Below are 25,844 nucleotides of genomic sequence, written 5' to 3'. Positions count from 1 at the left end.
GAGAAATCCTGTCGATGGATGTCAGGTGAGCTTGCCGTGGCACTGCTTGAATTTCTTGCCACTGCCGCAGGGGCACGGGTCGTTGCGGCCAACGCGCGCGAAGGCCGCGGCACCGGCGGAGAGGCCGCCGGCGAGTTGGCGACGCTGGCTTTCCTCGTCGACCCGGACCTCGACCTCGCCGGTCTCGGTCGGCGCGGTGTAGGTGATGTTGGCGAGGTTCTCGCCACGGCTCTCCATCGCCTCGGCCGCCTCTTCGAGCTGTTCGCCCGACTGCACGCGCACCGTCATGAGCTGGCGCGTGACCTCGTTCTTGACCGAATCGAGCAATTGGCCGAAGAGCTCGAAGGCCTCGCGCTTGTATTCCTGCTTGGGCTGCTTCTGCGCATAGCCGCGCAGGTGGATGCCCTGGCGCAGGTAGTCGAGCGACGCCAGGTGCTCGCGCCAGTGGGTGTCGATGCTCTGCAGCAGCACCATGCGCTCGAACTGGGTGAAGTTCTCCTGGCCGATCAGCGCCAGCTTGGCGTTGAAGACCTCGTTGGCGGCGGCCACCACCTTCTCGACCACGTCCTCGTCGCCGATCGCGGTCGCGGCCTCGACCTGCTGGCGCAGCGGGATCTCGAGGCCCCATTCGTCGCTCAGCACCTTCTCGAGGCCGGCCAGCTGCCATTGCTCCTCGACCGATTCCGCCGGCACGTACTGGCGCACCAGGTCGGTGAAGCAGCCTTCGCGCAAGGCCTCGATCTGCGCCGTCAGCTCGGTCGCGTCGAGGATGTCGTTGCGCTGCTGGTAGATCACCTTGCGCTGGTCGTTCGAGACGTCGTCGTACTCCAGCAGCTGCTTGCGGACGTCGAAGTTGCGCGCCTCGACCTTGCGCTGCGCGCTCTCGATGCTGCGGGTCACGATGCCGGCCTCGATCGCCTCGCCGTCGGGCATCTTCAGGCGGTCCATGATCGCCTTCACGCGGTCGCCGGCGAAGATGCGCATCAGCGGGTCGTCAAGGCTCAGGTAGAAGCGCGAGGAACCCGGGTCGCCCTGGCGGCCCGAGCGGCCGCGCAGCTGGTTGTCGATACGACGCGACTCATGGCGCTCGGTGGCGATGATGCGCAGGCCGCCGAGCGACTTCACGAACTCGTGGTCCTTGTCCCACTGGGCGCGCAGGCTGGCGATTTCCGCGGCCTTGGCCGAGTCGTCCCTGGACTCGTCGGCCTCGACCGCCTCGATCAGCTTCTCCACGTTGCCGCCGAGCACGATGTCGGTCCCGCGACCGGCCATGTTGGTGGCGATCGTGATCATCTTGGTGCGGCCCGCCTGGGCCACGATGTCGGCTTCGCGCGCATGCTGCTTGGCGTTCAGCACCTGGTGCGGCAGGCCGGCCTTCTCGAGCAGACCGGCGATGATCTCGGAGTTCTCGATCGACGAGGTGCCGACCAGCACCGGCTGGCCGCGCTCGTGGCATTCGCGGATGTCCTGGATCGCGGCCTCGTATTTCTCGCGCGTGGTCTTGTAGACGCGGTCGAGCTGGTCTTCGCGCCGGCTCTGCCGGTTCGGCGGGATGATCATGGTCTCGAGACCATAGATTTCCTGGAACTCGTAGGCTTCGGTGTCGGCCGTGCCGGTCATGCCGGCCAGCTTGCCGTACAGGCGGAAGTAGTTCTGGAAGGTGATCGAGGCCAGGGTCTGGTTCTCGGCCTGGATCTCGACGCCTTCCTTGGCTTCCACGGCCTGGTGCAGGCCGTCGCTCCAGCGGCGGCCGGTCATCAGGCGGCCAGTGAACTCGTCGACGATCACGACCTCGCCCTGCTGCACCACGTAGTGCTGGTCGCGGTGATAGAGATGCCGGGCCCGCAACGCCGCGTTCAGGTGATGCATCAATGTGATGTTGGCCGGGTCGTAGAGCGAGGCGCCCTCGGGCAGCAGCTTGAACTCCGACAGCACCTGCTCGGCCTTCTCGTGGCCGTCCTCGGTCAGGAACACCTGGTGGGTCTTCTCGTCGACCGTGAAGTCGCCCGGCTTGGTGACGCCCTCGCCGGTGCGGGGGTCGGCCTCGCCCTCCTGCTTGACCAGCAGCGGCACGACCTTGTTGATCGCCAGGTAGAGCTCGGTGTGGTCCTCGGCCTGGCCGCTGATGATCAGCGGCGTGCGGGCCTCGTCGATCAGGATCGAGTCGACCTCGTCGACGATCGCATAGTTCAGCCCGCGCTGGACCCGGTCGCCCGGCTCGTAGACCATGTTGTCGCGCAGGTAGTCGAAGCCGTACTCGTTGTTGGTGCCGTACGTGATGTCGCTGCCGTAGGCCTGCTGCTTCTCCTCGCGCGGCATCTGCGGCAGGTTGATGCCGACCGAGAGCCCGAGGTAGTTGTAGAGCCGGCCCATCCAGCGGGCGTCGCGGTTGGCGAGGTAGTCGTTGACCGTGACCACGTGCACGCCCTTGCCGGTGAGCGCGTTCAGGTAAACCGGCAAGGTCGCCGTCAGGGTCTTGCCCTCGCCGGTGCGCATTTCGGAGATCTTGCCGTTGTGCAGCGCCATGCCGCCCAGCAGCTGGACGTCGAAGTGGCGCATCTTCATGATCCGCTTCGAGGCCTCGCGCACCGTGGCGAAGGCCTCGGGCAACAGGTCGTCGAGCGACTCGCCCTTGGCGACGCGGTCCTTGAACTCCTGCGTCTTGGCGCGCAGCGCCGCGTCGTCGAGCTTCTCGAAGGACGGCTCCAGCGCGTTGATGCGTTCGACCGTCTTGCGATACTGCTTCAGGAGCCGGTCATTGCGACTGCCGAAAATTTGAGTCAGGAAGTTGGTGGCCATGAATGGAGATCGATGCACACTCGCCGGATGCGGGCGCCTCGACCGAAATCCCTAAGATAGACAAGAGAACGAACTTGGGCGCGCTTGACCAAAAGGCAAGCGGGCCGGCGCGCAGGATGCCGGCAAACCGCTGATTTTAGCCACCTTGCCTCGACCTTCCGAACCGCCGCCCATTGCCCGCAAACTGCCTTCGAACCGTCCATGTACCGCCGTCTCAACCCCGCCGTCACCCTGCTCGAAGCCGCCGAGGGTTCGCCCACCCTGGCGAGCCTGGCGGCGCGCGCGCGTGACGCCAACGAACGGCTGGCCGCGGTGCAGGACCTGATCCCGACGGAGATGCGCGCCGCGGTCCAGGCCGGGCCGGCCGAAGCCGACGTCTGGTGCATGCTGGTGAACGGCAGCGCCGCGGCCGCCAAGCTGCGTCAGCTGGCGCCGATGCTGCAGGCGCGCCTCAAGTCGCGCGGCTGGGACGTCTCGACGATCCGGATCAAGGTGATGTCGCGGCGCTGAGGCCGGCCGCGCCGGGGCTTCAGAGCTGCGCCAGCGCCAGGCCCAGGGTCAGGGCGACCGAGGTCCCGAAGATGGCCAGCCCGACGGCGCGGCGGCGGTGGGTGAGCATCCAGAGGATCACCCCGGAGATCGACAGGAAGATCAGGCTGCCGGCCAAGGTGTCGACCAGCAGGATCCAGCCGACCGACATGCCGGTGCCCTTGTGCATGTTGGTCAGCGTGGCGACGAAGCCGTTCTGGGTGGTCGTGACCCCGACCGAGCGGTTGCCGCGCCAGTAGTCGGCCTGGACGATGGCGTCGGGTCCGCCGAAATTGAAGGTCCAGCGCTCGGGCTGCATCAGCGTATCGGGCTTGCCCTTCTCGCCCCAGGCCACCGGTCGCGCGGGCTCGGTGCGCACCGAGTTCGGAGGCCGGTCCTGGTCCAGGGCCGCCTGCAGCCAGACGGCCATCTCGGCCGCGCTCGCCGGTGGCGGCTCGGGCAGCGCCAGCTGGGCGTTGGCGCGCTGCTGGGCCATCGGCAGCTTGAGTACGGCGCGGTGGTTGAGCCAGATGCCTGCGGTGCCGAAGAGCAGGCCGAGGATCGCGCCCCAGAGGCCGATCCAGCCGTGGGTCTTGCGAATCCATTGCACGGCGGCGGCGCGGCGCTGCAGCGCCTGCACGCGCCCGCCGGCGGCGAGGGCATTCGATGAAGTGTTCATGGGAGCGCCGGACGGATGCGCCAGGAAATTGGTGCCGCTTGTCGGAATCGAACTGACGACCTACCGCTTACAAGGCGGTTGCTCTACCAACTGAGCTAAAGCGGCGGGACCTGGGATTTTAGCGGGCCGGAACGAACCGGGCCGCGCCGTTCATTTGATGCGCTTGAGCGATGGACGCGCCCCGCCGCCGGCCGGCGGCCGTGGCGGGTCTTCCGGGTCCGGCGGCGGCGTGCTGCTGCTGGTGGCGGCCGGCTCCTCGCCCTCCCCGGTCACCAGGTGCACGACCTTGCTGGCGTCGCCTTCGGTGCCGCGCGATGCGTCGCGCAGCGGTGTCCGGGTCGAGGCGGCCGACGACGTCGCGACGGCCGGTGCGGCAGCCCCATCGGCCGGCGCCGGTGCCGGCGCCGGGAACGCCATGCCCTGCCCGTTTTCTCGGGCATAGATCGCGATCACGCGGCCGACCGGCACGCTGATCTCGCGCGCCGTCCCGGCGAAGCGGGCCTTGAACTCGATGAAGTCGTTGCCGAGCTTGAGCGAGCTGGTCGCGTCGAAGCTGATGTTCAGCACGATCTCGCCGTTCTTGACGTACTCGCGCGGCACCTGCACCGTGTCGTCGACCTGCACCGCGACATACGGCGTGAAGCCATTGTCGGTACACCATTCGTACAACGCCCGGATCAGGTAGGGGCGGGTGGATGACGACTCGAGCGCGTTGATCATGGGCGACGGCGCAAGCGACTCACTTGCGCATGACTTTTTCGGAGGGCGTCAGCGCCTCGATGTAGGCCGGGCGCGAGAAGATGCGCTCGGCGTACTTGAGCAGCGGGGCCGCGTTCTTGCTGAGGTCGATGCCGTAGTAGTCGAGGCGCCACAGCAGCGGCGCGATCGCGACGTCGAGCATCGAGAAGTTGTCACCCAGCATGTACTTGTTCTTGAGGAACACCGGCGCCAGCTGCGTGAGGCGGTCGCGGATGTGCGAGCGCGCCTTCTCGAGGGCTTTCTCGTTGCCCTTGGTGGTGCGGTTCTCGAGAGTGGACACGTGAACGAACAGTTCCTTCTCGAAGTTGAGCAGGAACAGGCGCACGCGGGCGCGGTCGACCGGGTCGCCGGGCATCAGCTGCGGATGCGGGAAGCGCTCGTCGATGTACTCGTTGATGATGTTCGACTCGTACAGGATCAGGTCGCGCTCGACCAGGATCGGCACCTGCCCGTACGGGTTCATCACGTTGATGTCCTCGGGCTTGTTGTAGAGATCGACGTCGCGAATCTCGAAATCCATGCCCTTCTCGAACAGCACGAAGCGGCAGCGATGGGAAAACGGGCAGGTCGTTCCAGAATACAGGACCATCATGGCGAAAGACTCCTAAAAATCAAAAAGAGTGGGTCGCGTTCGCAACCCACTCTGCGGGACCCGGCGCACGAGGCGCCGGATCGGCGTGGCATTACTTGACGTCTTTCCAGTACGAGGCATTGAGGCGCCACGTGAAGACGATCGCCATGACCAGGAACAGCAGCACCCAGACGCCGACGCGAATGCGGGTGTTCTGCGCCGGCTCGGCCATCCATTGCAGGAAGCTCACGAGATCGCCCATGTTCTGGTCGAACTGGATCGGCGTCATGGTGCCAGGGCTCACTTGCTCCCAGCCCTTGAACACTTCGGTTTCATGGCCGTGGGCTTCGATCTTGTCGAAGACCGGGCGGCGCTCGCCCTGCAGCTCCCACATGACATGCGGCATCGCCACGGCCGGGAACGCGAGGTTGTTCCAGCCCGTGGCCTTGGTGTCGTCGCGGTAGAAGGTGCGCAGGTAGGTGTAGAGGTAGTCGGCACCCGTGCCGCCGTGGCCGGCACGCGAACGCGCCACCAGGGTCAGGTCGGGCGGCACCGTGCCGAACCATTCCTTGGCCTGGCGCGGGTCCATGTTGACCCGCATGGTCTCGCCGATCTTGTCGGTCGTGAACAGCAGGTTGTCCTTGATCTGCTGCTCGGTGATGCCGAGGTCGGTCAGGCGGTTGAAGCGCATGTACGCCGCCGAGTGGCAGCTCAGGCAGTAGTTGACGAACAGCTTGGCGCCATTCTGCAGCGCGGCCAGGTCGGTGGTGCGATTCGGCGCCTTGTCCCAGGCGAGGCCGCCTTCGGCAGCGTGTGCACCGGTGACGATGCCGAGCGCCGCGATCAACGTGAGGATCAGTTTCTTCATTCTTGTTGTCTCCCGGTCAGTGAGCGTTGAAAACCACGCGCTCGGGGACCGGCTTGAATTCGCCGAGGCGGCTCCACCACGGCATCAGCAGGAAGAAACCGAAATAGAAGAGCGTTCCGATCTGCGAGATGCGTTCGCCGACCGGCGACGGCGGCTGCACGCCGAGGTAGGCCAGCACCACGAAATTGATGACGAACACGCCGTAGACATACTTGTGCCAGCTCGGGCGATAGCGGATCGACTTGACCGGGCTGTGATCCAGCCAGGGCAGGAAGAACAGGATGACGACAGCGCCGCCCATCACCAGCACGCCCCAGAACTTGGCGTCGATCGACAGCATCATCGCAACCACGCCGACCGCGACGATCACGATGCCGGCCTTGATGAAGGACGGGAAGCGGGCCTTCCAGACGCCGTAGGCGGCGGCACCGACCACGCAGGCGATCAGCGCATACATCATCTCGCTGGTGATGGCACGCAGCATCGAATAGAAGGGCGTGAAGTACCAGACCGGCGCGATGTGGTTGGGCGTCTTGAGCGAGTCGGCCGGGATGAAGTTGTTGTATTCGAGGAAGTAGCCGCCGGCCTCGGGCGCGAAGAAGATCACGGCCGAGAAGATCGTCAGGAACACCACCACGCCGAAGATGTCGTGCACCGTGTAGTACGGGTGCGACGGGATGCCGTCGACCGGATGGCCGTCGGCACCGCGGTTGGCCTTGATCTCGATGCCGTCGGGGTTGTTCGAACCCACTTCGTGCAGCGCGATCAGGTGGGCGACCACCAGGCCGAGCAGCACCAGCGGCACCGCGATCACGTGGAAACTGAAGAAGCGGTTGAGGGTGGCGTCGCTCACCACGTAGTCGCCGCGGATCAGCAGGGCGAGGTCAGGGCCGACGAAGGGGATCGCGGCGAACAGGTTGACGATCACCTGGGCGCCCCAGTAGCTCATCTGGCCCCAGGGCAGCAGGTAGCCCATGAAGGCCTCGGCCATCAGGCACAGGAAGATCGCGCAGCCGAAGATCCAGATCAGCTCGCGCGGCTTGCGGTAGCTGCCGTACATCAGCCCGCGGAACATGTGGAGGTAGACCACGATGAAGAAGGCCGAGGCCCCCGTGGAATGCATGTAGCGGATCAGCCAACCCCAGGGCACGTCGCGCATGATGTACTCGACCGAGCCGAACGCCAGCGCGGCGTCGGGCTTGTAGTGCATCACCAGGAAGATGCCGGTCACGATCTGGATCACGAGGACCAGCATCGCGAGCGAGCCGAAGATGTACCAGAAGTTGAAGTTCTTGGGCGCGTAGTACTTGCCCCACTGGTCGTTCCAGAGCTTGGTCAGCGGGAATCGGTTGTCGACCCAGTTGAGCAGCTTCTCGTTGGCTGGCGCGTTGGGGGAAATTTCGTGGAATTCAGCCATGTTCTTGTTCTCCTCAGGCCTTCTTGTCGTCGCCGATCAGGAGGCGCGTGTCGGAGAGGTACATGTGCGGCGGCACCGGCAGGTTGTCGGGCGCGGGCTTGTTCTTGAAGACGCGGCCGGCCAGGTCGAAGGTCGAGCCATGGCAGGGGCACAGGAAGCCGCCCTCCCAGTTGTCGGGCAGCGAAGCCTGCGGGCCCGGCTGGAAGCGGTCGGTGGGCGAGCAGCCCAGGTGCGTGCAGATGCCGACGACCACCAGGATCTCGGGCTTGATCGAGCGATGCTCGTTGCGCGCGTACTGCGGCGTGAACTCGTCGGGGTTGCGCTTCGATTGCGGATCGGCGAGCAGCGGATCGAGCTTGGGCAGCTCGGCGACCTGCTGGGGCGAACGCTTCAGGATCCAGACCGGCTTGCCCCGCCATTCGACGGTCATCTTCTCGCCGACCTGCAGCGCGCCGATGTCGGCTTCGACCGGGGCGCCTGCGGCCTTGGCCTTTTCCGACGGCTGGAACGAACTCACGAAAGGCACTGCGACGGCCACGCCACCCACTGCGCCGGCGCAGCCTGAGGCAATCAACCATGTCCGCTTGCTGGTGTCGATCCGGGGTCGGCCGGCGGTACTCGCGCTGCTGTCACTCATGGAGATCCTCAATCTTCTTCGGGGGGACTTGGGTCAACCAAGGATTGTAGCGGAGCGTAAAAGGCGAATTCAACGGCGCGCAGTGCCCGCCGCACGCGCCTGTGACCGGACGCAGACACCGCCCCCACCCCTATACTGGCCGGCGTTCAAAACCAACAGCAGACGAGGTGCACGACATGAGCTTTCTGAAAGAGTTCCGCGAATTTGCCGTCAAGGGCAACGTGATCGACCTGGCAGTTGGCGTGATCATCGGTGCGGCCTTCGGCAAGATCGTCGACTCGCTGGTGAGCGACATCATCATGCCGCTGGTCGGACTCATCTTCGGCAAGCTCGATTTCTCGAACCTCTACATCGTGCTGGGCCCGAGGCCGAGCGGCGTGGCCGACACGCTGGTCGAACTCAAGAAGGCCGGCGCACCGGTGCTGGCCTACGGCAACTTCATCACCGTGGCGGTGAACTTCGTGATCCTGGCCTTCATCATCTTTCTGATGGTCAAGCAGATCAACCGGCTGCGCAGCCTGACCGAAGCCCCGCCACCGCCGGCGCCACCGGCCACGCCCGAAGACGTGATGCTGCTGCGCGAGATCCGGGACAGCCTCAAGCGTTAACTCCCTCCACCAACGACCGCGCCATCCGCACAGCCTCGATCAAGCTGGAAGCATCCGCCCGTCCAGTCCCCGCGATATCGAACGCCGTCCCATGGTCGGGACTGGTCCGCACCAGCGGCAGCCCCAGCGTCACGTTCACGCCTTTCTCGACGCCCAGGTACTTGACCGGGATCAGGCCCTGGTCGTGGTACATCGCGATCACGACATCGAACTCGCCAGGGCCGTCGACCTTGGCACGGGCGCGCATGAAGACGGTGTCGGGCGCGTGAGGTCCGTCGGCATCGATCCCTTCGGCGCGCGCGGCCGCGATCGCCGGGGCGATGATGTCGCGCTCCTCGGAGCCGAACAGGCCGCCCTCCCCCGCATGCGGATTGAGCCCCGCGACGCCGATCTTCGGCGCCCGCCCGAGCACCGCGCCGAGGGCCCGGTGCGCGATCCGCAGCGTCTGCAGCACGCCATCGACGGTCACGGCCTCGATCGCCTGGCGCAGCGACATGTGGATGCTGACGAGCACGGTGCGCAGTTCGTCGTTGGCCAGCATCATGCGCACCGGCACCTCCGACAGCGGCCGGCCCAAATGGGCCGCGGCCTCGGCCTGCAGCAGTTCGGTGTGGCCCGGATACGGAAAGCCCGCCGCGGCAAGTGCCTCCTTGTGCAAGGGGGCCGTGACGATCGCGGCGATCTCTGCGCGCAGCGCCGCGCGCGCGGCCCAGACCACGCAATCGCCGGCGATGCGGCCGGCCTCGGCGCTGACCTGGCCATGGACGATTGGCGCGCCCGTCGGGGCGACCACCTGCAGCACCGGGATGCAGCCGGTCGGCACATCGCGCACCTCGCCGGGCGTCTCGAGCAGCGCGACCGGCAAGGCCGGCCCGCCGGTGGCGGCGATCGCCTGCGCGGCCCGGCGCACGGACGCCACATCGCCGGCCACGAAGCATCCTCGCAAGTCGGTCGCGGCGTCGCGGAAGGCCTTGGCGATGATCTCGGGGCCGATGCCGGCCGGGTCGCCGAGCGTGATGGCGATGGGGAGGGAAGCGTCGTTGATGCTCACGCCGGATTGTCGATGTCGATGAATTCGTGGGCCAGGCCCAGCTGGGCGGCGACATGCGCCGCAACGGCCGGCGCCCCGTAGCGTTCGGTGGCATGGTGGCCGCAGGCCAGGAAGGCGACACCCATCTCGCGGGCGTAGTGGGCCTGGGGCTCGGAGATCTCGCCCGTGATGAAGGCATCGGCACCGGCGGCGATCGCGGCCTCGAAGTAGCTCTGCGCCCCGCCCGTGCACCAGGCGACGTTGCGGATCGGACGCGGCGGGCCTTCCACCAGCGTCACGGCCTTGCCGAGCGCCTTCTCGACGTGGGTGGCCAGCGCCTTCGCGTTCGTGAAGCCTTCGCCGTTGTCGCGCGCGCCGAGGAAGCCGAGCTCCTGCTCGCCGAATCGGCCGGCCGAGCCCGGGTGCGCGACCAGGCCGAGCCGCAGCCCGAGTTGCGCGTTGTTGCCGAGTTCCGGATGGGCATCCAGCGGCAGGTGGTAGGCGAACAGGTTGACGTCGTCGCCGAGCAGCAGGCCCAGGCGCTGTCGCATCCAGCCCGTGACACGCCCGTCCTGGCCGCGCCAGAACAGGCCGTGGTGGACGAAGATCGCGTCGGCTTCGGCGTGGATCGCGGCTTCGATCAGGGCCCGGCTCGCGGTCACGCCGGAGACGATCTTGCGCACCGTGGTGCGGCCCTCGACCTGCAGGCCGTTGGGCCCGTAGTCCTTGAAGCGCGCGGGCGCCAGCAGCAGGTCGAACGCGTGCAGGAGTTCGTGGCGGGTCGTGCTCATCGCGCCATTGTGGCCCCGGCCGGCGCCGCCCGCATCGCATGGCCGCGCGCCGCCAGGGGCATCAGGCCCAGCACGAAGCCCAGCGCCGCGAGCGCGGCCACGTAGTGCGCCGGCGCCATCGGGTCGCGCTGCAGCCACAAGGTCAGGATCACCGGCGTGAGGCCGCCGAAGATCGCGTAGGACATGTTGTAGGCGAACGAAAGACCCGTGAAGCGCACCGGCGCCGGGAAGGCCCGCACGCCGGCGATCGGCACCGTGGCGATGCTGCCGACGAACAGGCCCACCAGCCCGTAGTGCCAGACCAGCGAAGCCGGCGTCCCCGGCAGCCCGGTATAGAACAGGTAACTGGTGACCAGCAGGCCGGCCCAGCCGATCAGCATCACGGGCCGCGTGCCGATCCGGTCGCAGGCCCAGCCGACCGCCACGCAGCCCAGGGTCAGCGTGAGCGTCGCGACCGCGTTGGCGGCCAGCGCGGGCGCGGGCTGCACGTGGTGGACCTTCTGCAGGTAGGCCGGCGTGTAGAGCACCACCACGACGATCGCGGCCGACAGCACCCAGGTCAGCAGCGCGACGTACAGGCTGGCCGCGCGGTGCTCGCGCAGGATGGTCTTGAGGGGCAGCTCGCGCGCCGCGCTGCGGCGCCCGGCGAGCTCCTGGAACACCGGCGTTTCGTGAAGAAAGCGGCGCAGGTAGACCGACACCAGCCCGAACACGCCACCCAGCACGAACGGAATGCGCCAGGCGAAGGCGCCCACTTCGGCCGGCGTGTAGCGGGCATTGGTCGCCACCGCGACCAGCGAGCCCAGCAGGATGCCGCCGGTGATGCCCGAGGTCAGCGTGCCGATGCCGAAGCCGTAGCGGCGCGCCGGCACATGCTCGGCCACGAACACCCATGCGCCCGGCATCTCGCCGCCGATCGCCGCCCCCTGCAGCACCCGCATGGCGAGCAGCAGCAGCGGTGCCGCCACGCCGATCGAGGCGTAGGTCGGCAGCAGCCCGATCACCAGCGTCGGCGCGGCCATCAGGAAGATCGACAGCGTGAACATCCGCTTGCGGCCGAGCAGGTCGCCGAAATGGGCGATCACGATGCCGCCCAGGGGACGTGCCAGGTAGCCGGCGGCGAAGATCCCGAAGGTCTGCAGCTGGCGCAGCCAGTCCGGCATGTCGACCGGGAAGAACAGGCCGCCCAGCACGGTGGCAAAGAAGACGTAGATGACGAAGTCGTAGAACTCGAGCGTGCCGCCGAGGGCGGACAGGGCGAGCGTCTGGTAGTCGCGGGCGCCGAGCGGGCGGGCGCGGCTTGCAGGCGCGGCGGCGCCATCGGCAAGGAGTTGAGCGGTCATGGGCGGGCGAAAGGCGATTGGCGGGACAAGGCGCCCCGGAAGGAGCGCACGCTTCTTGCCAAGGCGAATCGCGGCGGGGTCTCGCGCGCGTCACGCCGGATCGGTCCCGATAGGGTGTCCGGCTGCAAGTCCGTCTATTTTAAGGGTTTTCCCTTATTCTTGCCGACGCTGCCGGGCTCGCCGGCGGGGATCGACCGAAGCGCAGAACCCTTTGGGGGACAATTGGCGCTTTGCTTCCCGCTTTTTCATGAAACGCACCTGGCTGCTGTTTGCCCAAGCCGTGACCGTCCTGCTGGCGGCCTTTTTCGTCGTCGCGACGCTCAAGCCCGAATGGCTGAACCGGCGCACCGGCCCGCTCAACGGCCTGGTCTCGGTGGTCGAAGCTCCTGCCGCGCCGGCCGGCAGCATCGCCGCCGGCAGCCTGAGCGCCGCGGCCAAGAAGGCGTCGCCGGCCGTGGTCAGCATCAACACCAGCAAGGCGGCCCAGCGCTCACCGCGCAGCAACGACCCCTGGTTCCGCTTCTTCTTCGGCGACCAGGGCGACCAGCCGCAGATCGGCCTCGGCAGCGGCGTGATCGTCAGCGCCGACGGCTACATCCTGACCAACAACCACGTGGTCGAGGGCGCGGACGAAATCGACGTCACGCTCAACGACAGCCGGCACGCGCGCGGCAAGGTGATCGGCACCGACCCCGACACCGACCTGGCGGTGCTCAAGATCGAGCTCGACAAGCTGCCCGTGATCGTGCTGGGCAACTCCGACGCGCTGCAGGTCGGCGACCAGGTGCTGGCCATCGGCAACCCCTTCGGCGTCGGCCAGACCGTGACCAGCGGCATCGTCTCGGCGCTCGGGCGCAACCAGCTCGGCATCAACACCTTCGAGAATTTCATCCAGACCGATGCCGCCATCAACCCGGGCAATTCGGGCGGCGCGCTGATCGACGTCAACGGCAACCTCGAAGGCATCAACACGGCGATCTACTCCCGCTCGGGCGGGAGCATGGGCATCGGCTTCGCGATCCCGGTCTCGACCGCCAAGCAGGTGCTGGAGGACATCGTCAAGGCCGGCAAGGTCACGCGCGGCTGGATCGGCGTCGAGCCCAACGACCTTTCGCCCGAACTGGCCGAGACTTTCGGCGTCAAGGCCAGCAGCGGCGTGATCATCACCGGCGTGCTGCAGAACGGCCCGGCCGCCAAGGCGGGGGTGCGTCCCGGCGACGTGATCACGGGCGTGGCCGAGAAGAGCGTGGGCAACACGCAGGAGCTGCTGAGCGCCGTCGCCGGGCTCAAGCCGGGAACGGCGACGCGCTTCGCGCTTCAGCGGGGCAGCGACAAGCTGGAACTGGACGTGACGCCGGGCCTGCGCCCCAAGTCGCCGGTGCGCCGGGTGCCGAGCAGCGACGCCGAATAAGCCGGCTGCCGTTCAGGACTGTGCCGAATCGGCGCTTTCCTCTGCCGGCTTGCTGAACTTGGTGAAGTAGCGGGCGCCGACGATGCCGACCTCGTACAGCAGGCACATCGGAATCGCCAGTGCGAGCTGCGAGACGACGTCGGGCGGCGTCAGCACCGCGGCGACCACGAAGGCCAGCACGATGAAGTAGCCGCGGAACGACCGCAGCTTCTCGATCGTGACGAGCTCGAAGCGGACCAGCAGCATCACCACGATCGGTACCTGGAAAGCGACCCCGAAGGCGATGTAGAGCGACAGGATCGCCTCCACATAGGACGAGATGTCGGGCGTCGCGTTGACCGAGGGCGGCGTGAACTTCTGGATGAAGCCGAACATCTTGTCCAGCACGAAGAACTGGACAAAGGCGATGCCGCAATAGGCCAGCAGGCTGCCGAAGAAGATCAGCGGCAGCGCGAACTTCTTCTCGTGGCTGTAGAGGCCGGGCGCCACGAACATCCAGGCCTGGTACATGAGCCAGGGCAGCGCCAGCAGCACGGCCGTCATCGCCAGCACCTTGAGCGGCACGAAGAACGGCGAGAAGACGCCGATGGCGATCAGCTTGGCATCCGGCGGCATGTGGGCGCGGATCGGCACCGCGATCATGTCGATCAGCCCGGCGGGCCCGGGCCAGATGGCCAGCAGCACACCGGCCACGACCAGGCCGTAGACGCAATAGAGCAGGCGATCCCGCAGCTCCATCAGGTGCTGGACGAAGGGCTGCTCGGTGCCGGCCAGTTCGTCTTCTTTGTTCTTGTCTGTGGAATCGGCCATGTGGGGACGCTGCGTTCAGAAATCGGCGCGCGCTGTGCGCCGCCCTTCGCTTGCTTGCGCCTAATTGATTTTGTGAGGGCGGTAGCGGGCGACGCGCGCCGCGCCCGAGAGCGCCTTGGTGCGCACGCCGTTGCGCGCCTTGTACCACTGCGGCGTGGCGCCCTGCTTCAGGCGCCAGTTCTTGCGTGGGTGCTTGTACTCGGGATAGGCGGGCGCGGTGTCCGACAGCGCGGACAAGGTCTGGCCGCTTTCCGAGAACTGCTTCTCGAAGTCGCTGGCGCCGGACTGGATGCTCTGCTCGACGTCGCGCGCAGCCTCCTGCACGGTGTCTTTCATCTTTCGCAGTTCGTCGAGGTCCATCGACCGATTGACCTCGGCCTTGACGTCGTTGACGTAGCGCTGCGCCTTGCCGAGCAGGGTGCCGACGGTGCGCGCCACGCGCGGCAGCTTCTCCGGCCCGATGACGATCAGCGCCACGGCGCCGATCAGGGCCAGTTTCGAGATGCCGAGATCGATCACGGAACGGTCTGGCTCAGGACTTCTGACGCGCTTCGACGTCGATCGTGGTCTTGTCGGCGGTGCTGTTGCCGCTCACCTGGGCGTTCGGGCCGGCGGCGGTCGGCGCATCGGTGCTCGCGCCGTCCTTCATGCCGTCCTTGAAGCCTTTCACGGCGCCACCGAGGTCGGACCCCATGTTGCGCAGCTTCTTGGTGCCGAAGATCATCACGACGACGAGCAGCACGATCAGCCAGTGCCAGATGGAAAGTGAACCCATGGATTACTCCTGAAGAATGTGTCGCATTTTAGTCGGCGCCGAATGACCGGCCGAAAGGATGGCTTTCAGCCCCGCAGCCAGGGCCGCGGACCACCCATGACGTGCACATGGAGATGGTGCACCTCCTGCCCGCCCTCGGCGCCGGTATTGACCACGATGCGGAACCCGCCGTCGGGATACGGCCGGCAGCCCTGCTCGATCGCCAGCTTGGGCGCCAGGGTCATGATCCGGCCCAGCAGCCCCGCGTCGTCGGCCGTGACCTGGGCCATCGACGGGATGTGGCGCTTCGGGACGATCATGAAATGTATCGGCGCCCAGGGCGCGATGTCGTGGAAGACGAACAGTTCGTCGTCCTCGTAGACCTTGCGCGAGGGAATCTTGCCCTCGATGATTTTGCAGAAGATGCAGTTCGGGTCAGATGACATTGCTGGTATCCATGGGACGGCCCGCGTTCATGCGCACCATCCCCTTGACGATGCGATAGAGGAACCAAAGCGAAATCAGTGCCCAGGCGATCCAGCCCGGCACCAGGAAAAGCAGCCACAGCCACGAGGTCAGGACGTACAGGACGCCGGCCCACAGCACCGAGCGGATGCGCCAGCTGAAGTGCGACGCCTGCCAGGTGCCGGCGGCATCGTCGCGCTTGACGAGGTCGATCACCAGCGCGATCACCAGCAGCCCGATCGAGGCCTGGGCGCCGGGCAGCACGGCGCCGATCGCCACCACCAGGTGCAGGATGTAGCTGACCCAGCCCCAGGTCTTGAGCGAGTCGTCGGGCTCGACGGTCACGATGTCGTTGGGCATGGCGTGCGCTCCTTTCAGTCGTTGGAAGCTTCGCGATCCTGCGCCTTGCGCAGGGCCTTTTCCTCGATGCCGCTGGTGCCCTCGCGGCGCTCCAGTTCGGCGACCACGTCGGCCGGCGAGAAGCCGTAGTGCGCGAGCGCCACCATGCTGTGGAACCACAGGTCGGCGACTTCGTTCACCAGTTTGGCGCGGTCGCCGCCGTGGTCGGCATCCTTGGCGGCCATCACGACTTCGGTCGCCTCCTCGCCGATCTTCTTCAGGAAGGCGTCGGGACCGCGGTGCAGCAGGCGGGCGACATAGCTCTTGTCGGGGTCGCCGCCGCGCGACGGCAGGCGGCTTTCGATCACGGCGGCCAGGCGCGCCAGGGCGTCTTCGGCGTTGCGGGGTTCGGTGCTCATCTTGGGGACGATGTGTAGATCGAGGCCGGGTCTTTCAAGACCGGCTCGGTCGCGATCCACTGGCCGTTCTGGTACTTGCTGAAGAAGCAGCTGTGGCGGCCGGTGTGGCAGGCAATGCCGGGCTCGTGGCCCTGCTGCGTGACCTTGAGCAGCACCACGTCGTTGTCGCAGTCGATCCGGATCTCGTGCACGGTCTGGACGTGGCCGGATTCCTCGCCCTTGAACCAGAGCTTCTGGCGGGAACGGCTGAAGTACACGGCGCGGCCGAGCTCCGCCGTCCTGGCCAGCGCCTCGCGGTCCATCCAGGCGAACATCAGCACGTCGTTGCTGCCCTGTTCCTGCGCGATCACCGGCACCAGGCCGTTCGCGTCCCATTTCACTTCGTCGAGCCAGTTCATAGCGGGCTATTGTCGGTCACAGACGCACCGGGATGCCGCGCGCCGCCATCCGGGCCTTGGCCTCGCCGACCGTGAACTCCCCATAGTGGAAGATGCTCGCCGCCAGCACGGCGTCGGCGCCGCCGGTCTGGATGCCGTCGGCCAGGTGCTCCAGGCTGCCGACACCGCCGGAGGCGATCACCGGCACGCTGACGGCATCGCTCACGGCCCGCGTCAGYTCGAGGTCGAAACCGCTCTTCGTGCCGTCGCGGTCCATGCTGGTCAGGAGGATCTCGCCGGCGCCGCGGCGCGCCATCTCGACCGCCCACTGCACGGCGTCGAGGCCGGTGTTCTTGCGCCCGCCATGGCTGTAGACGTCCCAGCCCGGGCCGCGCCGGGCGGCATCCTCGGGCGAGCGCCGCTTGGCGTCGATCGCCACCACGATGCACTGGGCGCCGTATTTCTGCGAGGCGTCCTCGATGACCTGCGGATCGGCGATCGCGGCCGAATTGAAGCTGGTCTTGTCGGCCCCGGCATTGAGCAGCCGGCGCACGTCGGCCACGGTGCGCACGCCGCCGCCGACGGTCAGCGGGATGAAGACCTGGGAGGCCACCGCCTCGATGATCGGCAGGATCAGGTCGCGGCCGTCGCTGGTGGCGGTGATGTCGAGGAAGGTGAGCTCGTCGGCGCCCTGCGCGTTGTAGCGGGCCGCGATCTCGACCGGGTCTCCGGCGTCGCGCAGTTCGACGAAATTGACACCCTTGACGACGCGGCCGCCGGTGACGTCGAGACAGGGAATGATGCGTTTGGCAAGCATGGTGTGGTTCGGGCAAAAAGAGGTTCAGGCGACCCTGAGCTGTTGCCAGCCCTGCCACTGCGCGCCGGGCGCCAGCAGCACGGGTTCGTCGATGCGGGCGGCCTCGACGCAGAGCATGTGGCGCCAGCCATCGTCGGGCAGGTCGTCGAGCTTGGCGGCGAGCAGCGGGCCCGGGTTCCAGACCACGGTCTCGGTGCAGCTCGCGCTTTGCGAGATCTCGAGTGTGCCCGAAGGCTGGACCAGCCGCAGCGGCCGGGCGGGCGCGGCGTAGACGCTGTCGAATTCGCTGCCGAAGGCCAGCGCCGGCGCCATCTCGACATGGCGGTCGTCGCGCACCGCATCCCAGCGGTTGGCGCCCTGCAGGCCCTCGAGCCGGGCCTCGGTGGCCTCGTCGACCCGCAGGTAGCTGTGAAGCGCCGCCGCGAAGGACCAGGGTTCGCCGCCCATGTTGTCGATGGCCAGGGCGACGCGCAGCGAACGCGCGGCCAGGGTGACGGTCAGCCGGGCCCGGAACGCGTGCGGCCAGAGCGCCCGCGTGGCGGCGCCGTCGCGCAAGGCCAGCACGACGGTGTCGCGTCGGTCGTCGGCCTGCGGCTCGGCCGTCCACGGCAGGGTGCGGGCAAAGCCGTGCTTGGGGAGTGGGCCGCGCAGGTTGAACTGCGGCCAGCAGACCGGGATGCCGCCGCGGATCGGGCTCTGGCCGTCGAAGCGGGCGTCGGGGCTCAGGTAGAGCCGCTCGACGCCATCGGCCGTGGTCCACGACAACACATGAGCGCCGTGCAGCGCTACAGTGCAACTGTCGCCGCCGGGCAGCGCCAGCCGCACGGCCGGCTGGCCACGAAAGACGAGGGCTTGGAGGGTCATGGCCCGATTCTAGGTTTGGCCGGCGGTTGCGTTTGGACACCGGCGACACGGATCCCGCTTCAAAACAACTCGCAACGAGGAGCGCCTCCATGAGAAGGAAACTGCCGCCGGCCGCCTGGATCCTGATCGCGATGCTGATCGGGATCGCCATCGGCTACATGGTCTTCGTCAACTTCCCGAACAAGAGAACCGCCGGCGAGATCGCCGGCTACATCTCGATCATGTCGGACGTGTTCCTGCGCCTGATCAAGATGCTGATCGGGCCGCTGGTGTTCTCCACCCTGGTCGTCGGCATTGCCCACATGGGCGACGCGGCCGCCGTCGGACGGGTGTTCGGCAAGGCGCTGGGCTGGTTCATCACCGCCTCGCTGGTCTCGTTGCTGCTCGGTCTCATGATGGCCAACCTGCTGCAGCCGGGCCACGACCTCGGGCTGCCGCTGCCCGAGATCGGGTCGTCCGCCAACCTCGCCACCTCCAAGTTCACGCTCAAGGATTTCGTCAGCCACGTGGTGCCGAAGTCCTTCGTCGAGGCCATGGCCAACAACGAGATCCTGCAGATCGTGGTGTTCTCGATGTTCTTCGGCGTCGCGCTGGCCTCGCTCGGCGAGAAGGCCCGCACGCTGGTCAACGCGATCGAGGAGCTGTCCCACGCCATGCTCAAGATCACCGGCTACGTGATGAAGCTGGCGCCGCTGGCGGTGCTGGCCGCCATGGCGGCCACGGTGGCGGTCAACGGGCTGGGCATCCTGCTCAAGTTCGCGGTCTTCATGGGCGGCTTCTACCTGAGCCTGTTCATCCTGTGGGCACTGCTGGCCCTGGCCGGGTTCTTCTTCCTCGGGCCGCGCATCGTGACGCTGCTGAAGCTGATCCGGGAGCCGTTCCTGCTCTCGTTCGCGACCGCCAGCTCGGAAGCGGCCTACCCCAAGATCCTGATCGCACTCGACCGCTTCGGCGTCAAGCGCAAGATCTCCAGCTTCGTGATGCCGATGGGCTATTCGTTCAATCTCGACGGCTCGATGATGTACTGCACCTTCGCGGTGCTGTTCATCGCCCAGGCCTACGACATCCCGCTGTCGCTCGGCACCCAGCTCACGATGCTGCTGATCCTGATGCTGACCTCGAAGGGCATGGCCGGCGTGCCGCGCGCCTCGCTGGTCGTGATCGCCGCGACCCTGAACCAGTTCAACATCCCCGAAGCCGGGCTGCTGCTGATCCTCGGCGTCGACACCTTCCTGGACATGGGCCGGTCGGCCACCAACGCGGTGGGCAACTCGATCGCCACGGCGGTGGTCGCCAAGTGGGAGGGCGAACTGCTCTCCGAAAGCGACGCCGCGGCCAATGCGCGGGCGATGGACATCGAAAGCGCCGCCACCCTCGCCCATCCGGTGCATGCCTGAGGCCCCCGAAATGAGCGCCGTACGGACCCTGGCGACCACCGCCGCGCTGCTGGGAGCACTGCTGGGCCTGGCGCCAGCCGCGTTCGCCCAGTCCGATCCGACGCCGGTGACGCCCGCCGCGCTCAGCGGCACGCTGGCCAAGGTACGGACGGCGGGGGCGGTCGTGATCGGCTACCGCGAATCCTCGGTGCCGTTTTCCTTCCTGTCGCCGCGCAAGGAGCCGATCGGCTACTCGATCGAGCTGTGCAAGGCGGTGGTCGAGGCGATGGGCGATGCGGTGCACAAGACGCTGGAGATCCGGTGGCTGCCGGTGACCGCCGAGACCCGCATCGATGCCGTGGCGAGCGGCCAGGTCGACCTCGAATGCGGCTCGACCACCAGCAACCTGGAGCGGCAGAAGCGGGTCGCCTTCTCGCCGACGATGTTCGTCTCGGGCACCCGGCTGCTGGTCAGGAAAGGCTCGCCGATCCAGTCCTTCCGCGACCTCGCCGGCAAGCCGGTGGCCGTGACCGCCGGGACCACCAACGAGAAGACGATGCGCGATCTGTCGGCGCGCTTCAAGCTGGGCCTGGAGCTGGTCGTTTCGCGCGACCACGCCGAATCGTTCGCGCTCGTGAAGTCCGGCAAGGCGGAGGCCTTCGCGACCGACGAGGTGCTGCTGTATGGCCTGATCGCCCAGGACAGGGGCAGCGCGCAGGGCCCGACCGACTACCAGGTGGTCGGCGACTTCCTGTCCTACGACCCCTACGGCGTGATGTACCGCAAGGGCGATCCGGAGATGGCGAAGGTGGTCAACGACACCTTCCAGATGCTGGCCGAGGACGGGGAGATCGAGCGCCAATACAAGCGCTGGTTCCTGCGCAAGCTGCCCGGCGGCACCAGCCTCGACCTGCCGATGAGCCCGCAGCTGGAAACGATCATCCAGGCGATGGCCATCAAGGCCGAGTAGTCGGCCCGGACCTGAACCCTAGACCGCGAGCTCGTCGGCCCGGGCCTGGGCGGCGGCGAAGTCCAGGTCGCCCGAATAGATGGCGCGGCCGCAGATGACGCCTTCGATGCCGTCCGCCTCGACCGCGCACAGCTTGTCGATGTCGGCCATGTTCGAGAGCCCGCCCGAGGCGATCACGGGGATCGTCAGCGCCTGGGCCAGCCGCACGGTGGCATCGATGTTGATGCCCGACAGCATGCCGTCGCGGCCGATGTCGGTGTAGATGATCGACTCGACGCCGTAGTCCTCGAATTTCTTGCCGAGGTCGGCGACCTCGTGCCCGGTCAGCTTGCTCCAGCCGTCGGTGGCGACCTTGCCGTCCTTGGCGTCCAGGCCGACGATGATGTGGCCGCCGAACGCGCTGCAGGCGTCCTTCAGGAAGCCCGGGTTCTTGACCGCGGCGGTGCCGATGATGACGTAGCGCAGGCCGTCGTCGATGTAGCGCTCGATGGTGTCCAGGTCGCGGATGCCGCCGCCCAGCTGCACCGGGATGTCGTCGCCGACCGCCTTCAGGATCGCCTTGATCGCCGCGTGGTTCTGCGGCTTGCCCGCGAAGGCGCCGTTCAGGTCGACCAGGTGGAGGCGGCGGGCACCGGCTTCGAGCCACTTGCGCGCCATCGCGGCCGGGTCTTCGCTGAAAGTGGTGGACTGGTCCATATCGCCTTGCTTGAGACGAACGCAGTGGCCATCCTTGAGGTCGATCGCAGGAATGAGGAGCATGGTGGTGCGGGATTGCGGACGGGGAAAAGCGCGATGGTACTCAGAACCCGGCGGGCCGCGGGCACAGGCCCGGGCCGAACGGTGGAGGCGTTCAATGCGTCAGGGGTTCCAGTGGAGGAAATTTCGATAGAGCTGCAACCCGTGGTCCGCACTCTTCTCCGGGTGGAACTGGGTAGCGAAAATATTATCGCGTGCGACGGCAGCGGTAAAGCGCTCGCCATAGTCGGCCTCCCCGGCGCTGTGCGCGGGATCGGCGGGCCGGGCATAGAAGCTGTGGACGAAATAGAAATAGCTCTGGTCGGGCACGCCGGCCCAGACCGGGTGAGGCCGGGTCTGGAAAACCTGGTTCCAGCCCATCTGCGGCACCTTGAAGCGGCTGCCGTCCGGCTGCAGCCGGCCTTCGAGCTCGAACTTCCGGACCTGGCCCGGGATCAGGCCCAGGCCATCGGTCGGACCTTCGTCGCTGTGCGACAGCAGCATCTGCATGCCGACGCAGACGCCGAACAGCGGCTTGCTGGCGGCGGCCTCGAGCACCGAGTCGAGGAGGCCGGAGTCGGCCAGTTCGCGCATGCAGTCGGGCATGGCGCCCTGTCCCGGAAGGACCACGCGGGTGGCCCGGCGCACCACGTCGGGGTCGGAGGTGACGAACACCTCCACCCCGACCTGGTCGGCGGCGTGCTGCACGGCCTGCGACACCGAGCGCAGGTTGCCCATGCCGTAGTCGACCACGGCCACGGTGTTGTTTGCAGTCGACACGGTCAGAGGGAGCCCTTGGTCGAGGGAATGACGCCGGCCGAGCGCGGATCGAGCTCGAGCGCCGCCCGCAGCGCCCGCGCGAAGGCCTTGAACACGGTCTCGCACTGGTGGTGCGCGTTGACGCCCTTGAGGTTGTCGATGTGCAGGGTCACGAAGGCGTGGTTGGCGAAGCCGTGGAAGAACTCGTAGGTCAGCTGGCTGTCGAAGGTGCCGATCATGCCGCTGGTGAAGGGCACGTCCATGACCAGACCCGGGCGGCCCGAGAAATCGATCACGACACGGCTCAGCGCCTCGTCGAGCGGCACATACGCATGCCCGTAGCGGCGGATGCCCTTCTTGTCGCCGACCGCCTTGGCGACCGCCTGGCCCAGGGTGATGCCGACGTCCTCGACCGTGTGGTGGCCGTCGATGTGCAGGTCGCCCTGGCAGTCGATGTCGAGGTCGATCAGGCCGTGGCGGGCGATCTGGTCGAGCATGTGGTCGAAAAAGCCGATGCCGGTCGAGAGTTTCGCGCGGCCGGTGCCGTCGAGGTCGAGCTTGACCGTGATCTTGGTCTCGGCCGTGTTGCGGGTGACGGACGCCGCGCGCGCGCCGGTGGCGATGACGGCTTCGGGTGCCAGTGGGGTGTTCATAGTGAGGCTTCGAGGGCCGCGAGCATCTGCGCATTCTCGTCGGCGGTTCCGACCGTCAGGCGCAGGCAGTTGGCGAGCAATGGGTGCATTTTAGAAACGTTCTTGACCAGCACGCCGCGTGCCTTCATTCCCTCGAAGGTCTTTGCCGCGTCGGGCACCCGGATCAGGATCATGTTGGCCTCGCTCGGCCAGCTCCGGACCGCCGGCAGGCGGGCCAGCCGCGCCACCACGACGGCGCGCTGGCTGCGGATCTCGGCCGCCTGGGCGGCGAACACATCGGCGTGCTCGAGGGCGAACAGGGCGCACTCGCAGTTCAGCACGCTGATGTTGTAGGGCGGGCGCACCTTGTCGATCTCGGCCACCAGCGCCGCCGGGCCCATCAGGTAGCCCAGGCGGGCGCCGGCCAGGCCGAACTTGCTCAGCGTGCGCATCAGCAGCACATGGCCGTGGCGCGCCACGCGGTCGATGTAGCTGCGGCCGGCGAAGGGCTGGTAGGCCTCGTCGATGACCACCAGCCCGCCCTGGGCGCCCTGGGCCTGGACGATCTTCTCGATCACTGCGTCGTCCCAGAGATTGGCGGTCGGGTTGTTCGGGTAGGCCAGGAACACGATGGCCGGCTTCTCGCGGGCGATGGCGTCGAGCATGGCGCCCTCGTCGAGCTCGAAGTCGGCCGAGAGCGGAACGCCGACGAAGCGCAGGCCCTGCAGCTGGGCGCTCATGGCGTACATCACGAAGCCGGGCACCGGCGCCAGCACCGTGGCGCCCGGCAGGTCGCAGGCGATCGCCAGCAAGGAGATCAGCTCGTCCGAGCCGTTGCCCAGCATCAGCGCGAAGCCCTCCGGCATGCCGGCGTGCGCCGCCAGCGCGCGCTGCAGGTCGGCGCCGCGCTCGCCAGGGTATCGGTTCAGCGCCAGCGCGCCGAGCCGCTCGCCGAGGGCGGCCTGCAGCGCCGGCGCCAGGCCGTGGGGGTTTTCCATCGCGTCGAGCTTCAGCAGGCCGCGGGCGTCCTGCACGGCGTAGGCATGCATGGATTGCACGTCGGCGCGGATGCGGCCGAGCGCGCGGCGGGTATCGTCGGTGGCGGTCATTCGGGGCTGGTTCGGATTCAGGGGTTGCAGCGATAGCTGTTGCGCAGTGCCGCCGAGAGCACGAGCTGCACCGGCATGTCGGCCTCGTAGCTGTCGGCGTTGCGTGTCAGTTCGGTTTGATAGAGGGAGCGCGCCATCACGGGCTCGAGCCGGCGGCCGTTGATGCAGAACAGCGGCTTCTGGCCGGCGCGCTGTCCGGCGTCGTTGGCTTCGCGCAGGCCTTCCATGACGCCCACCAGGTAGTAGCTGGCGTAGGCCTTGCCGTCTTTCTCGTTGGCCTCGAGCGTGCGCAGCTCGCGGATCGACATCGCCTGGGCGAGCGCCGGCAGTATCAGCAGCAGCGCGCAGGCCACGGCGGCGCGCAGGCCTCGGCCTAGTCGTGGCGGCGCGGCTTGATGAATACGCATGGATTGCCTGCAGAAACCGACCAGGCTTCGAGATCGCGGGTCACGACCGAGCGTGCGCCCACCACGGCGCCATCGCCGACGCTGACACCCGGTCCGATGAAGCTCTGGGCAGCGATCCAGACCCGGTCGCCGACCTGGATGTCGTCCCAGATCAGCGGGAAGTTGGGCACGTTGTAGTCGTGGGATCCGGTGCACAGCCAGACGCCCTGCGAGACGCAGGTGTTCGAGCCGATGCGGACTTCGCCGAAGTTGTAGATGTCCACGCCCTCGGCGATCGCCGTGTAGTCGCCGATGCGCAGGTTCCAGGGCATCAGCACCTTGACGCCGGGGCACACCAGCACGCCCTGCCCCACCCGGGCGCCGAAGAGGCGCAGCAGGCGCACGCGCAGCGGCGACAGCGCACGCGGCCCCAGCCTGCCCAGCAGGGTCCAGACGATCATCCAGATCACCCGCCGCAGCTTGTGGCCCAGGCTCCACGGGTGCCTGCTGTTCTGGAGGTCCATGGCGTCCTGCTTCATGCGGCGGCTCCCATCCGTGCAATGGCCCGGGTCACGGCGTCCATCGACCGGTGCTCCCGGTGCGCCTGGACGGCCTCGGCCCTGGCCGGCTGGCGCGCCATGTCGGCCGCCCGCTGCACGCATTCGACCAGTTCGGCGCGGTCGCGGTAGCAGGCACCGGCCGGCAGCGGCAGGTCCACCTGGTCGCGCAGCGCAGGCAGGTCGGGGGCCACCACCAGGCAGCCCAGCCCCACCGCTTCCGCGAGCACGCCGGAGATCCGGTAGCTGTAGGCCGACTCGTCATAGGGCAGGACCACGACGTCGCACGACTCGAGCGCACGCAGGTAGTCGGCGCGCAGGGTGGTGTTGATGACGGTCGCACGGTCCTTCCAGCGGTCCAGGAAGTCTGCGTCGGCGGTGCCGACCAGCAGTTCGATCGGCGGCGTGAAACGGCCCTCGGCGCTGGCGCCGGCGATGGCATCGAGCGCCCAGCGCGGCGACTTCTCGGCCCGGAAGCTGCCGATGAAGCCGACCACCATCTTCCGCCCGACCGGATCGCGCACCGGCGCGCTGCGCGCGAGCTCCGGAATCGGCGTCGGCATGGCGATGATGCGGGACGGGTCCGGATGCGCCGCGACCGGGCGCCAGGTGTCGATCGTCTCGTAGACGACGAAGCGAAAGCCGACCGCATAGAGGATACGCAGCATCAGGCGATGCACCGGATGCCGGGCCGCCTGGCCGACGTTGTGATGGCACAGGAACCACAGCGAGCGCCGGCGCAGCCAGAGGGCCGGCGCGACCAGGAACAGCGGGACCGTCAGGAACTCGCGGATGAACAGCGTCCGTCCGCCCGCCATCCAGGCCCTGGGGATGAGCCTCAGGTGGCCGAAGAGCTTGCCCAGCATGCCGCTGGCACGGCGCGGCAGCGGCGCGACGTCGGCCAGCACCGGGTGCATCGGCACCCGCACCAATTGCACGGTGCCGACGCGCCGGCAGGCCGGCCCGAGCATGCCGAGCGCGCCATGCGGGTCCCGGTAGCGCCGGAGGTAGCTGACGAAACTGCTCATGGCCGC

The 25,844-nt window shown here is 67.6% G+C and carries 31 protein-coding genes and 1 tRNA gene; 5 read left to right on the top strand and 27 right to left on the bottom strand.

Translation table 11 applies throughout. The features are described from left to right. Positions 1-21: 21 nt before the first annotated feature. Positions 22-2,799, bottom strand: coding sequence for a preprotein translocase subunit SecA (secA, locus tag AC1DF3_RS06790; protein ID WP_478139199.1), 2,778 nt, complete (start codon positions 2,797-2,799; stop codon positions 22-24). A 201-nt stretch (positions 2,800-3,000) separates the two neighbouring features. On the opposite strand from secA, the gene AC1DF3_RS06785 reads away from it, so the two are divergent. Further along, positions 3,001-3,309, top strand: a complete 309-nt coding sequence (locus tag AC1DF3_RS06785) for a hypothetical protein (protein WP_286523435.1) — start codon at positions 3,001-3,003, stop codon at positions 3,307-3,309. A 19-nt stretch (positions 3,310-3,328) separates the two neighbouring features. Here the strand turns inward: AC1DF3_RS06785 and AC1DF3_RS06780 are convergent, their stop codons facing one another. The 7 genes from AC1DF3_RS06780 to petA all read right to left on the bottom strand — a co-directional run bounded on the left by AC1DF3_RS06780 (position 3,329) and on the right by petA (position 8,258). Next, positions 3,329-4,006 carry a PepSY-associated TM helix domain-containing protein gene (locus AC1DF3_RS06780; protein ID WP_478139198.1) on the bottom strand — a complete coding sequence of 226 codons (678 nt, stop codon included), beginning with the start codon at positions 4,004-4,006 and terminating at the stop codon, positions 3,329-3,331. A gap of 29 nt (positions 4,007-4,035) precedes the next feature. Continuing rightward, positions 4,036-4,111, bottom strand: a tRNA-Thr gene (locus AC1DF3_RS06775). A 45-nt stretch (positions 4,112-4,156) separates the two neighbouring features. Continuing rightward, the gene (locus tag AC1DF3_RS06770) at positions 4,157-4,726 is read right to left on the bottom strand and encodes a ClpXP protease specificity-enhancing factor (RefSeq protein WP_478139197.1); all 570 of its coding nucleotides are present in this window, start codon (positions 4,724-4,726) and stop codon (positions 4,157-4,159) included. 19 nt (positions 4,727-4,745) lie between these two features. Continuing rightward, positions 4,746-5,357 (bottom strand): glutathione S-transferase N-terminal domain-containing protein, encoded by a 612-nt coding sequence (locus AC1DF3_RS06765; protein ID WP_286369119.1) that lies wholly within the window; start codon positions 5,355-5,357, stop codon positions 4,746-4,748. Between the two features lie 91 nt (positions 5,358-5,448). Beyond that, the gene (locus AC1DF3_RS06760; protein ID WP_478139196.1) at positions 5,449-6,204 is read right to left on the bottom strand and encodes a cytochrome c1; all 756 of its coding nucleotides are present in this window, start codon (positions 6,202-6,204) and stop codon (positions 5,449-5,451) included. A gap of 16 nt (positions 6,205-6,220) precedes the next feature. After that, complete coding sequence (locus tag AC1DF3_RS06755) at positions 6,221-7,621, bottom strand: cytochrome b (protein WP_286536274.1); 1,401 nt, start codon at positions 7,619-7,621, stop codon at positions 6,221-6,223. A gap of 13 nt (positions 7,622-7,634) precedes the next feature. Further along, positions 7,635-8,258: a ubiquinol-cytochrome c reductase iron-sulfur subunit gene (gene petA, locus AC1DF3_RS06750; protein ID WP_286536275.1), complete on the bottom strand. Its 624-nt coding sequence runs from the start codon at positions 8,256-8,258 to the stop codon at positions 7,635-7,637. Positions 8,259-8,434: 176 nt separating this feature from the next. Here petA and mscL point away from each other — a divergent pair, with 176 nt between their 5' ends. Beyond that, positions 8,435-8,866, top strand: coding sequence for a large conductance mechanosensitive channel protein MscL (gene mscL, locus AC1DF3_RS06745; RefSeq protein WP_286536276.1), 432 nt, complete (start codon positions 8,435-8,437; stop codon positions 8,864-8,866). On the opposite strand, the gene pdxA is transcribed toward mscL, so the two are convergent. The 3 genes from pdxA to AC1DF3_RS06730 are packed head-to-tail and all read right to left on the bottom strand — an operon-like array spanning position 8,856 to position 12,030. Then, complete coding sequence (pdxA, locus tag AC1DF3_RS06740; RefSeq protein ID WP_478139195.1) at positions 8,856-9,917, bottom strand: 4-hydroxythreonine-4-phosphate dehydrogenase PdxA; 1,062 nt, start codon at positions 9,915-9,917, stop codon at positions 8,856-8,858. The genes mscL and pdxA overlap by 11 nt on opposite strands. Beyond that, positions 9,914-10,687 (bottom strand): Nif3-like dinuclear metal center hexameric protein, encoded by a 774-nt coding sequence (locus tag AC1DF3_RS06735; protein ID WP_286536278.1) that lies wholly within the window; start codon positions 10,685-10,687, stop codon positions 9,914-9,916. Before AC1DF3_RS06735 ends, pdxA begins: the two co-directional genes overlap by 4 nt. After that, positions 10,684-12,030 carry an MFS transporter gene (locus tag AC1DF3_RS06730; RefSeq protein ID WP_478139194.1) on the bottom strand — a complete coding sequence of 449 codons (1,347 nt, stop codon included), beginning with the start codon at positions 12,028-12,030 and terminating at the stop codon, positions 10,684-10,686. Before AC1DF3_RS06730 ends, AC1DF3_RS06735 begins: the two co-directional genes overlap by 4 nt. A 247-nt stretch (positions 12,031-12,277) precedes the next feature. Between AC1DF3_RS06730 and AC1DF3_RS06725 the strand changes: the two genes are divergently transcribed. Continuing rightward, positions 12,278-13,441 (top strand): S1C family serine protease, encoded by a 1,164-nt coding sequence (locus tag AC1DF3_RS06725; protein ID WP_478139193.1) that lies wholly within the window; start codon positions 12,278-12,280, stop codon positions 13,439-13,441. Between the two features lie 12 nt (positions 13,442-13,453). Here the strand turns inward: AC1DF3_RS06725 and tatC are convergent, their stop codons facing one another. From tatC to AC1DF3_RS06680, 9 genes are all read right to left on the bottom strand, one after another. Then, entirely contained in the window at positions 13,454-14,251 is a 798-nt protein-coding gene (gene tatC / locus AC1DF3_RS06720) for a twin-arginine translocase subunit TatC (protein WP_478139192.1), read from the bottom strand. Positions 14,252-14,311: 60 nt separating this feature from the next. Next, the gene (gene tatB, locus AC1DF3_RS06715) at positions 14,312-14,770 is read right to left on the bottom strand and encodes a Sec-independent protein translocase protein TatB (RefSeq protein ID WP_286536281.1); all 459 of its coding nucleotides are present in this window, start codon (positions 14,768-14,770) and stop codon (positions 14,312-14,314) included. Positions 14,771-14,783: 13 nt separating this feature from the next. Beyond that, complete coding sequence (tatA, locus tag AC1DF3_RS06710; RefSeq protein WP_286523455.1) at positions 14,784-15,026, bottom strand: Sec-independent protein translocase subunit TatA; 243 nt, start codon at positions 15,024-15,026, stop codon at positions 14,784-14,786. A gap of 65 nt (positions 15,027-15,091) precedes the next feature. Next, positions 15,092-15,451 carry a histidine triad nucleotide-binding protein gene (locus tag AC1DF3_RS06705; protein ID WP_286536283.1) on the bottom strand — a complete coding sequence of 120 codons (360 nt, stop codon included), beginning with the start codon at positions 15,449-15,451 and terminating at the stop codon, positions 15,092-15,094. Further along, entirely contained in the window at positions 15,441-15,830 is a 390-nt protein-coding gene (locus tag AC1DF3_RS06700; protein ID WP_286536284.1) for a DUF4870 family protein, read from the bottom strand. The genes AC1DF3_RS06705 and AC1DF3_RS06700 overlap by 11 nt, the downstream gene beginning before the upstream one ends. Before the next feature lie 14 nt (positions 15,831-15,844). Then, positions 15,845-16,228 carry a phosphoribosyl-ATP diphosphatase gene (locus AC1DF3_RS06695; RefSeq protein ID WP_286536285.1) on the bottom strand — a complete coding sequence of 128 codons (384 nt, stop codon included), beginning with the start codon at positions 16,226-16,228 and terminating at the stop codon, positions 15,845-15,847. Further along, a complete protein-coding gene (gene hisI / locus AC1DF3_RS06690) occupies positions 16,225-16,626 on the bottom strand; it encodes a phosphoribosyl-AMP cyclohydrolase (RefSeq protein WP_286536286.1) in 402 nt (133 codons plus the stop codon). Before hisI ends, AC1DF3_RS06695 begins: the two co-directional genes overlap by 4 nt. Positions 16,627-16,642: 16 nt before the next feature. After that, positions 16,643-17,422 (bottom strand): imidazole glycerol phosphate synthase subunit HisF, encoded by a 780-nt coding sequence (gene hisF / locus AC1DF3_RS06685; protein ID WP_286536287.1) that lies wholly within the window; start codon positions 17,420-17,422, stop codon positions 16,643-16,645. Positions 17,423-17,446: 24 nt separating this feature from the next. Then, positions 17,447-18,286 (bottom strand): D-hexose-6-phosphate mutarotase, encoded by an 840-nt coding sequence (locus tag AC1DF3_RS06680; RefSeq protein WP_478139191.1) that lies wholly within the window; start codon positions 18,284-18,286, stop codon positions 17,447-17,449. 89 nt (positions 18,287-18,375) lie between these two features. Here AC1DF3_RS06680 and AC1DF3_RS06675 point away from each other — a divergent pair, with 89 nt between their 5' ends. After that, positions 18,376-19,683 carry a dicarboxylate/amino acid:cation symporter gene (locus tag AC1DF3_RS06675; protein ID WP_286536289.1) on the top strand — a complete coding sequence of 436 codons (1,308 nt, stop codon included), beginning with the start codon at positions 18,376-18,378 and terminating at the stop codon, positions 19,681-19,683. After that, the gene (locus AC1DF3_RS06670; RefSeq protein ID WP_478139190.1) at positions 19,676-20,632 is read left to right on the top strand and encodes an amino acid ABC transporter substrate-binding protein; all 957 of its coding nucleotides are present in this window, start codon (positions 19,676-19,678) and stop codon (positions 20,630-20,632) included. Before AC1DF3_RS06675 ends, AC1DF3_RS06670 begins: the two co-directional genes overlap by 8 nt. 18 nt (positions 20,633-20,650) lie before the next feature. Here the strand turns inward: AC1DF3_RS06670 and hisA are convergent, their stop codons facing one another. The 7 genes from hisA to AC1DF3_RS06635 form a co-directional block, all read right to left on the bottom strand. Beyond that, on the bottom strand, positions 20,651-21,391 hold the full coding sequence (gene hisA / locus AC1DF3_RS06665; protein WP_286536293.1) for a 1-(5-phosphoribosyl)-5-[(5-phosphoribosylamino)methylideneamino]imidazole-4-carboxamide isomerase: 741 nt from the start codon (positions 21,389-21,391) through the stop codon (positions 20,651-20,653). Positions 21,392-21,490: 99 nt separating this feature from the next. After that, positions 21,491-22,147, bottom strand: coding sequence for an imidazole glycerol phosphate synthase subunit HisH (hisH, locus tag AC1DF3_RS06660; RefSeq protein WP_286523469.1), 657 nt, complete (start codon positions 22,145-22,147; stop codon positions 21,491-21,493). A gap of 2 nt (positions 22,148-22,149) precedes the next feature. Continuing rightward, positions 22,150-22,779: an imidazoleglycerol-phosphate dehydratase HisB gene (gene hisB, locus AC1DF3_RS06655; protein WP_286523471.1), complete on the bottom strand. Its 630-nt coding sequence runs from the start codon at positions 22,777-22,779 to the stop codon at positions 22,150-22,152. Further along, positions 22,776-23,867 (bottom strand): histidinol-phosphate transaminase, encoded by a 1,092-nt coding sequence (gene hisC / locus AC1DF3_RS06650; protein WP_286536296.1) that lies wholly within the window; start codon positions 23,865-23,867, stop codon positions 22,776-22,778. Before hisC ends, hisB begins: the two co-directional genes overlap by 4 nt. Positions 23,868-23,884: 17 nt before the next feature. Continuing rightward, a complete protein-coding gene (locus tag AC1DF3_RS06645) occupies positions 23,885-24,274 on the bottom strand; it encodes a hypothetical protein (RefSeq protein WP_478139189.1) in 390 nt (129 codons plus the stop codon). After that, positions 24,241-24,792 carry a WcaF family extracellular polysaccharide biosynthesis acetyltransferase gene (locus tag AC1DF3_RS06640; RefSeq protein WP_286536298.1) on the bottom strand — a complete coding sequence of 184 codons (552 nt, stop codon included), beginning with the start codon at positions 24,790-24,792 and terminating at the stop codon, positions 24,241-24,243. Before AC1DF3_RS06640 ends, AC1DF3_RS06645 begins: the two co-directional genes overlap by 34 nt. Beyond that, positions 24,789-25,838 carry a glycosyltransferase gene (locus AC1DF3_RS06635; protein WP_478139188.1) on the bottom strand — a complete coding sequence of 350 codons (1,050 nt, stop codon included), beginning with the start codon at positions 25,836-25,838 and terminating at the stop codon, positions 24,789-24,791. Before AC1DF3_RS06635 ends, AC1DF3_RS06640 begins: the two co-directional genes overlap by 4 nt. Positions 25,839-25,844: the final 6 nt, after the last annotated feature.

The sequence above is a fragment of the Variovorax sp. 10N432 genome (assembly GCF_056394465.1).
This window is presented reverse-complemented; position numbering and strand designations above follow the sequence as displayed.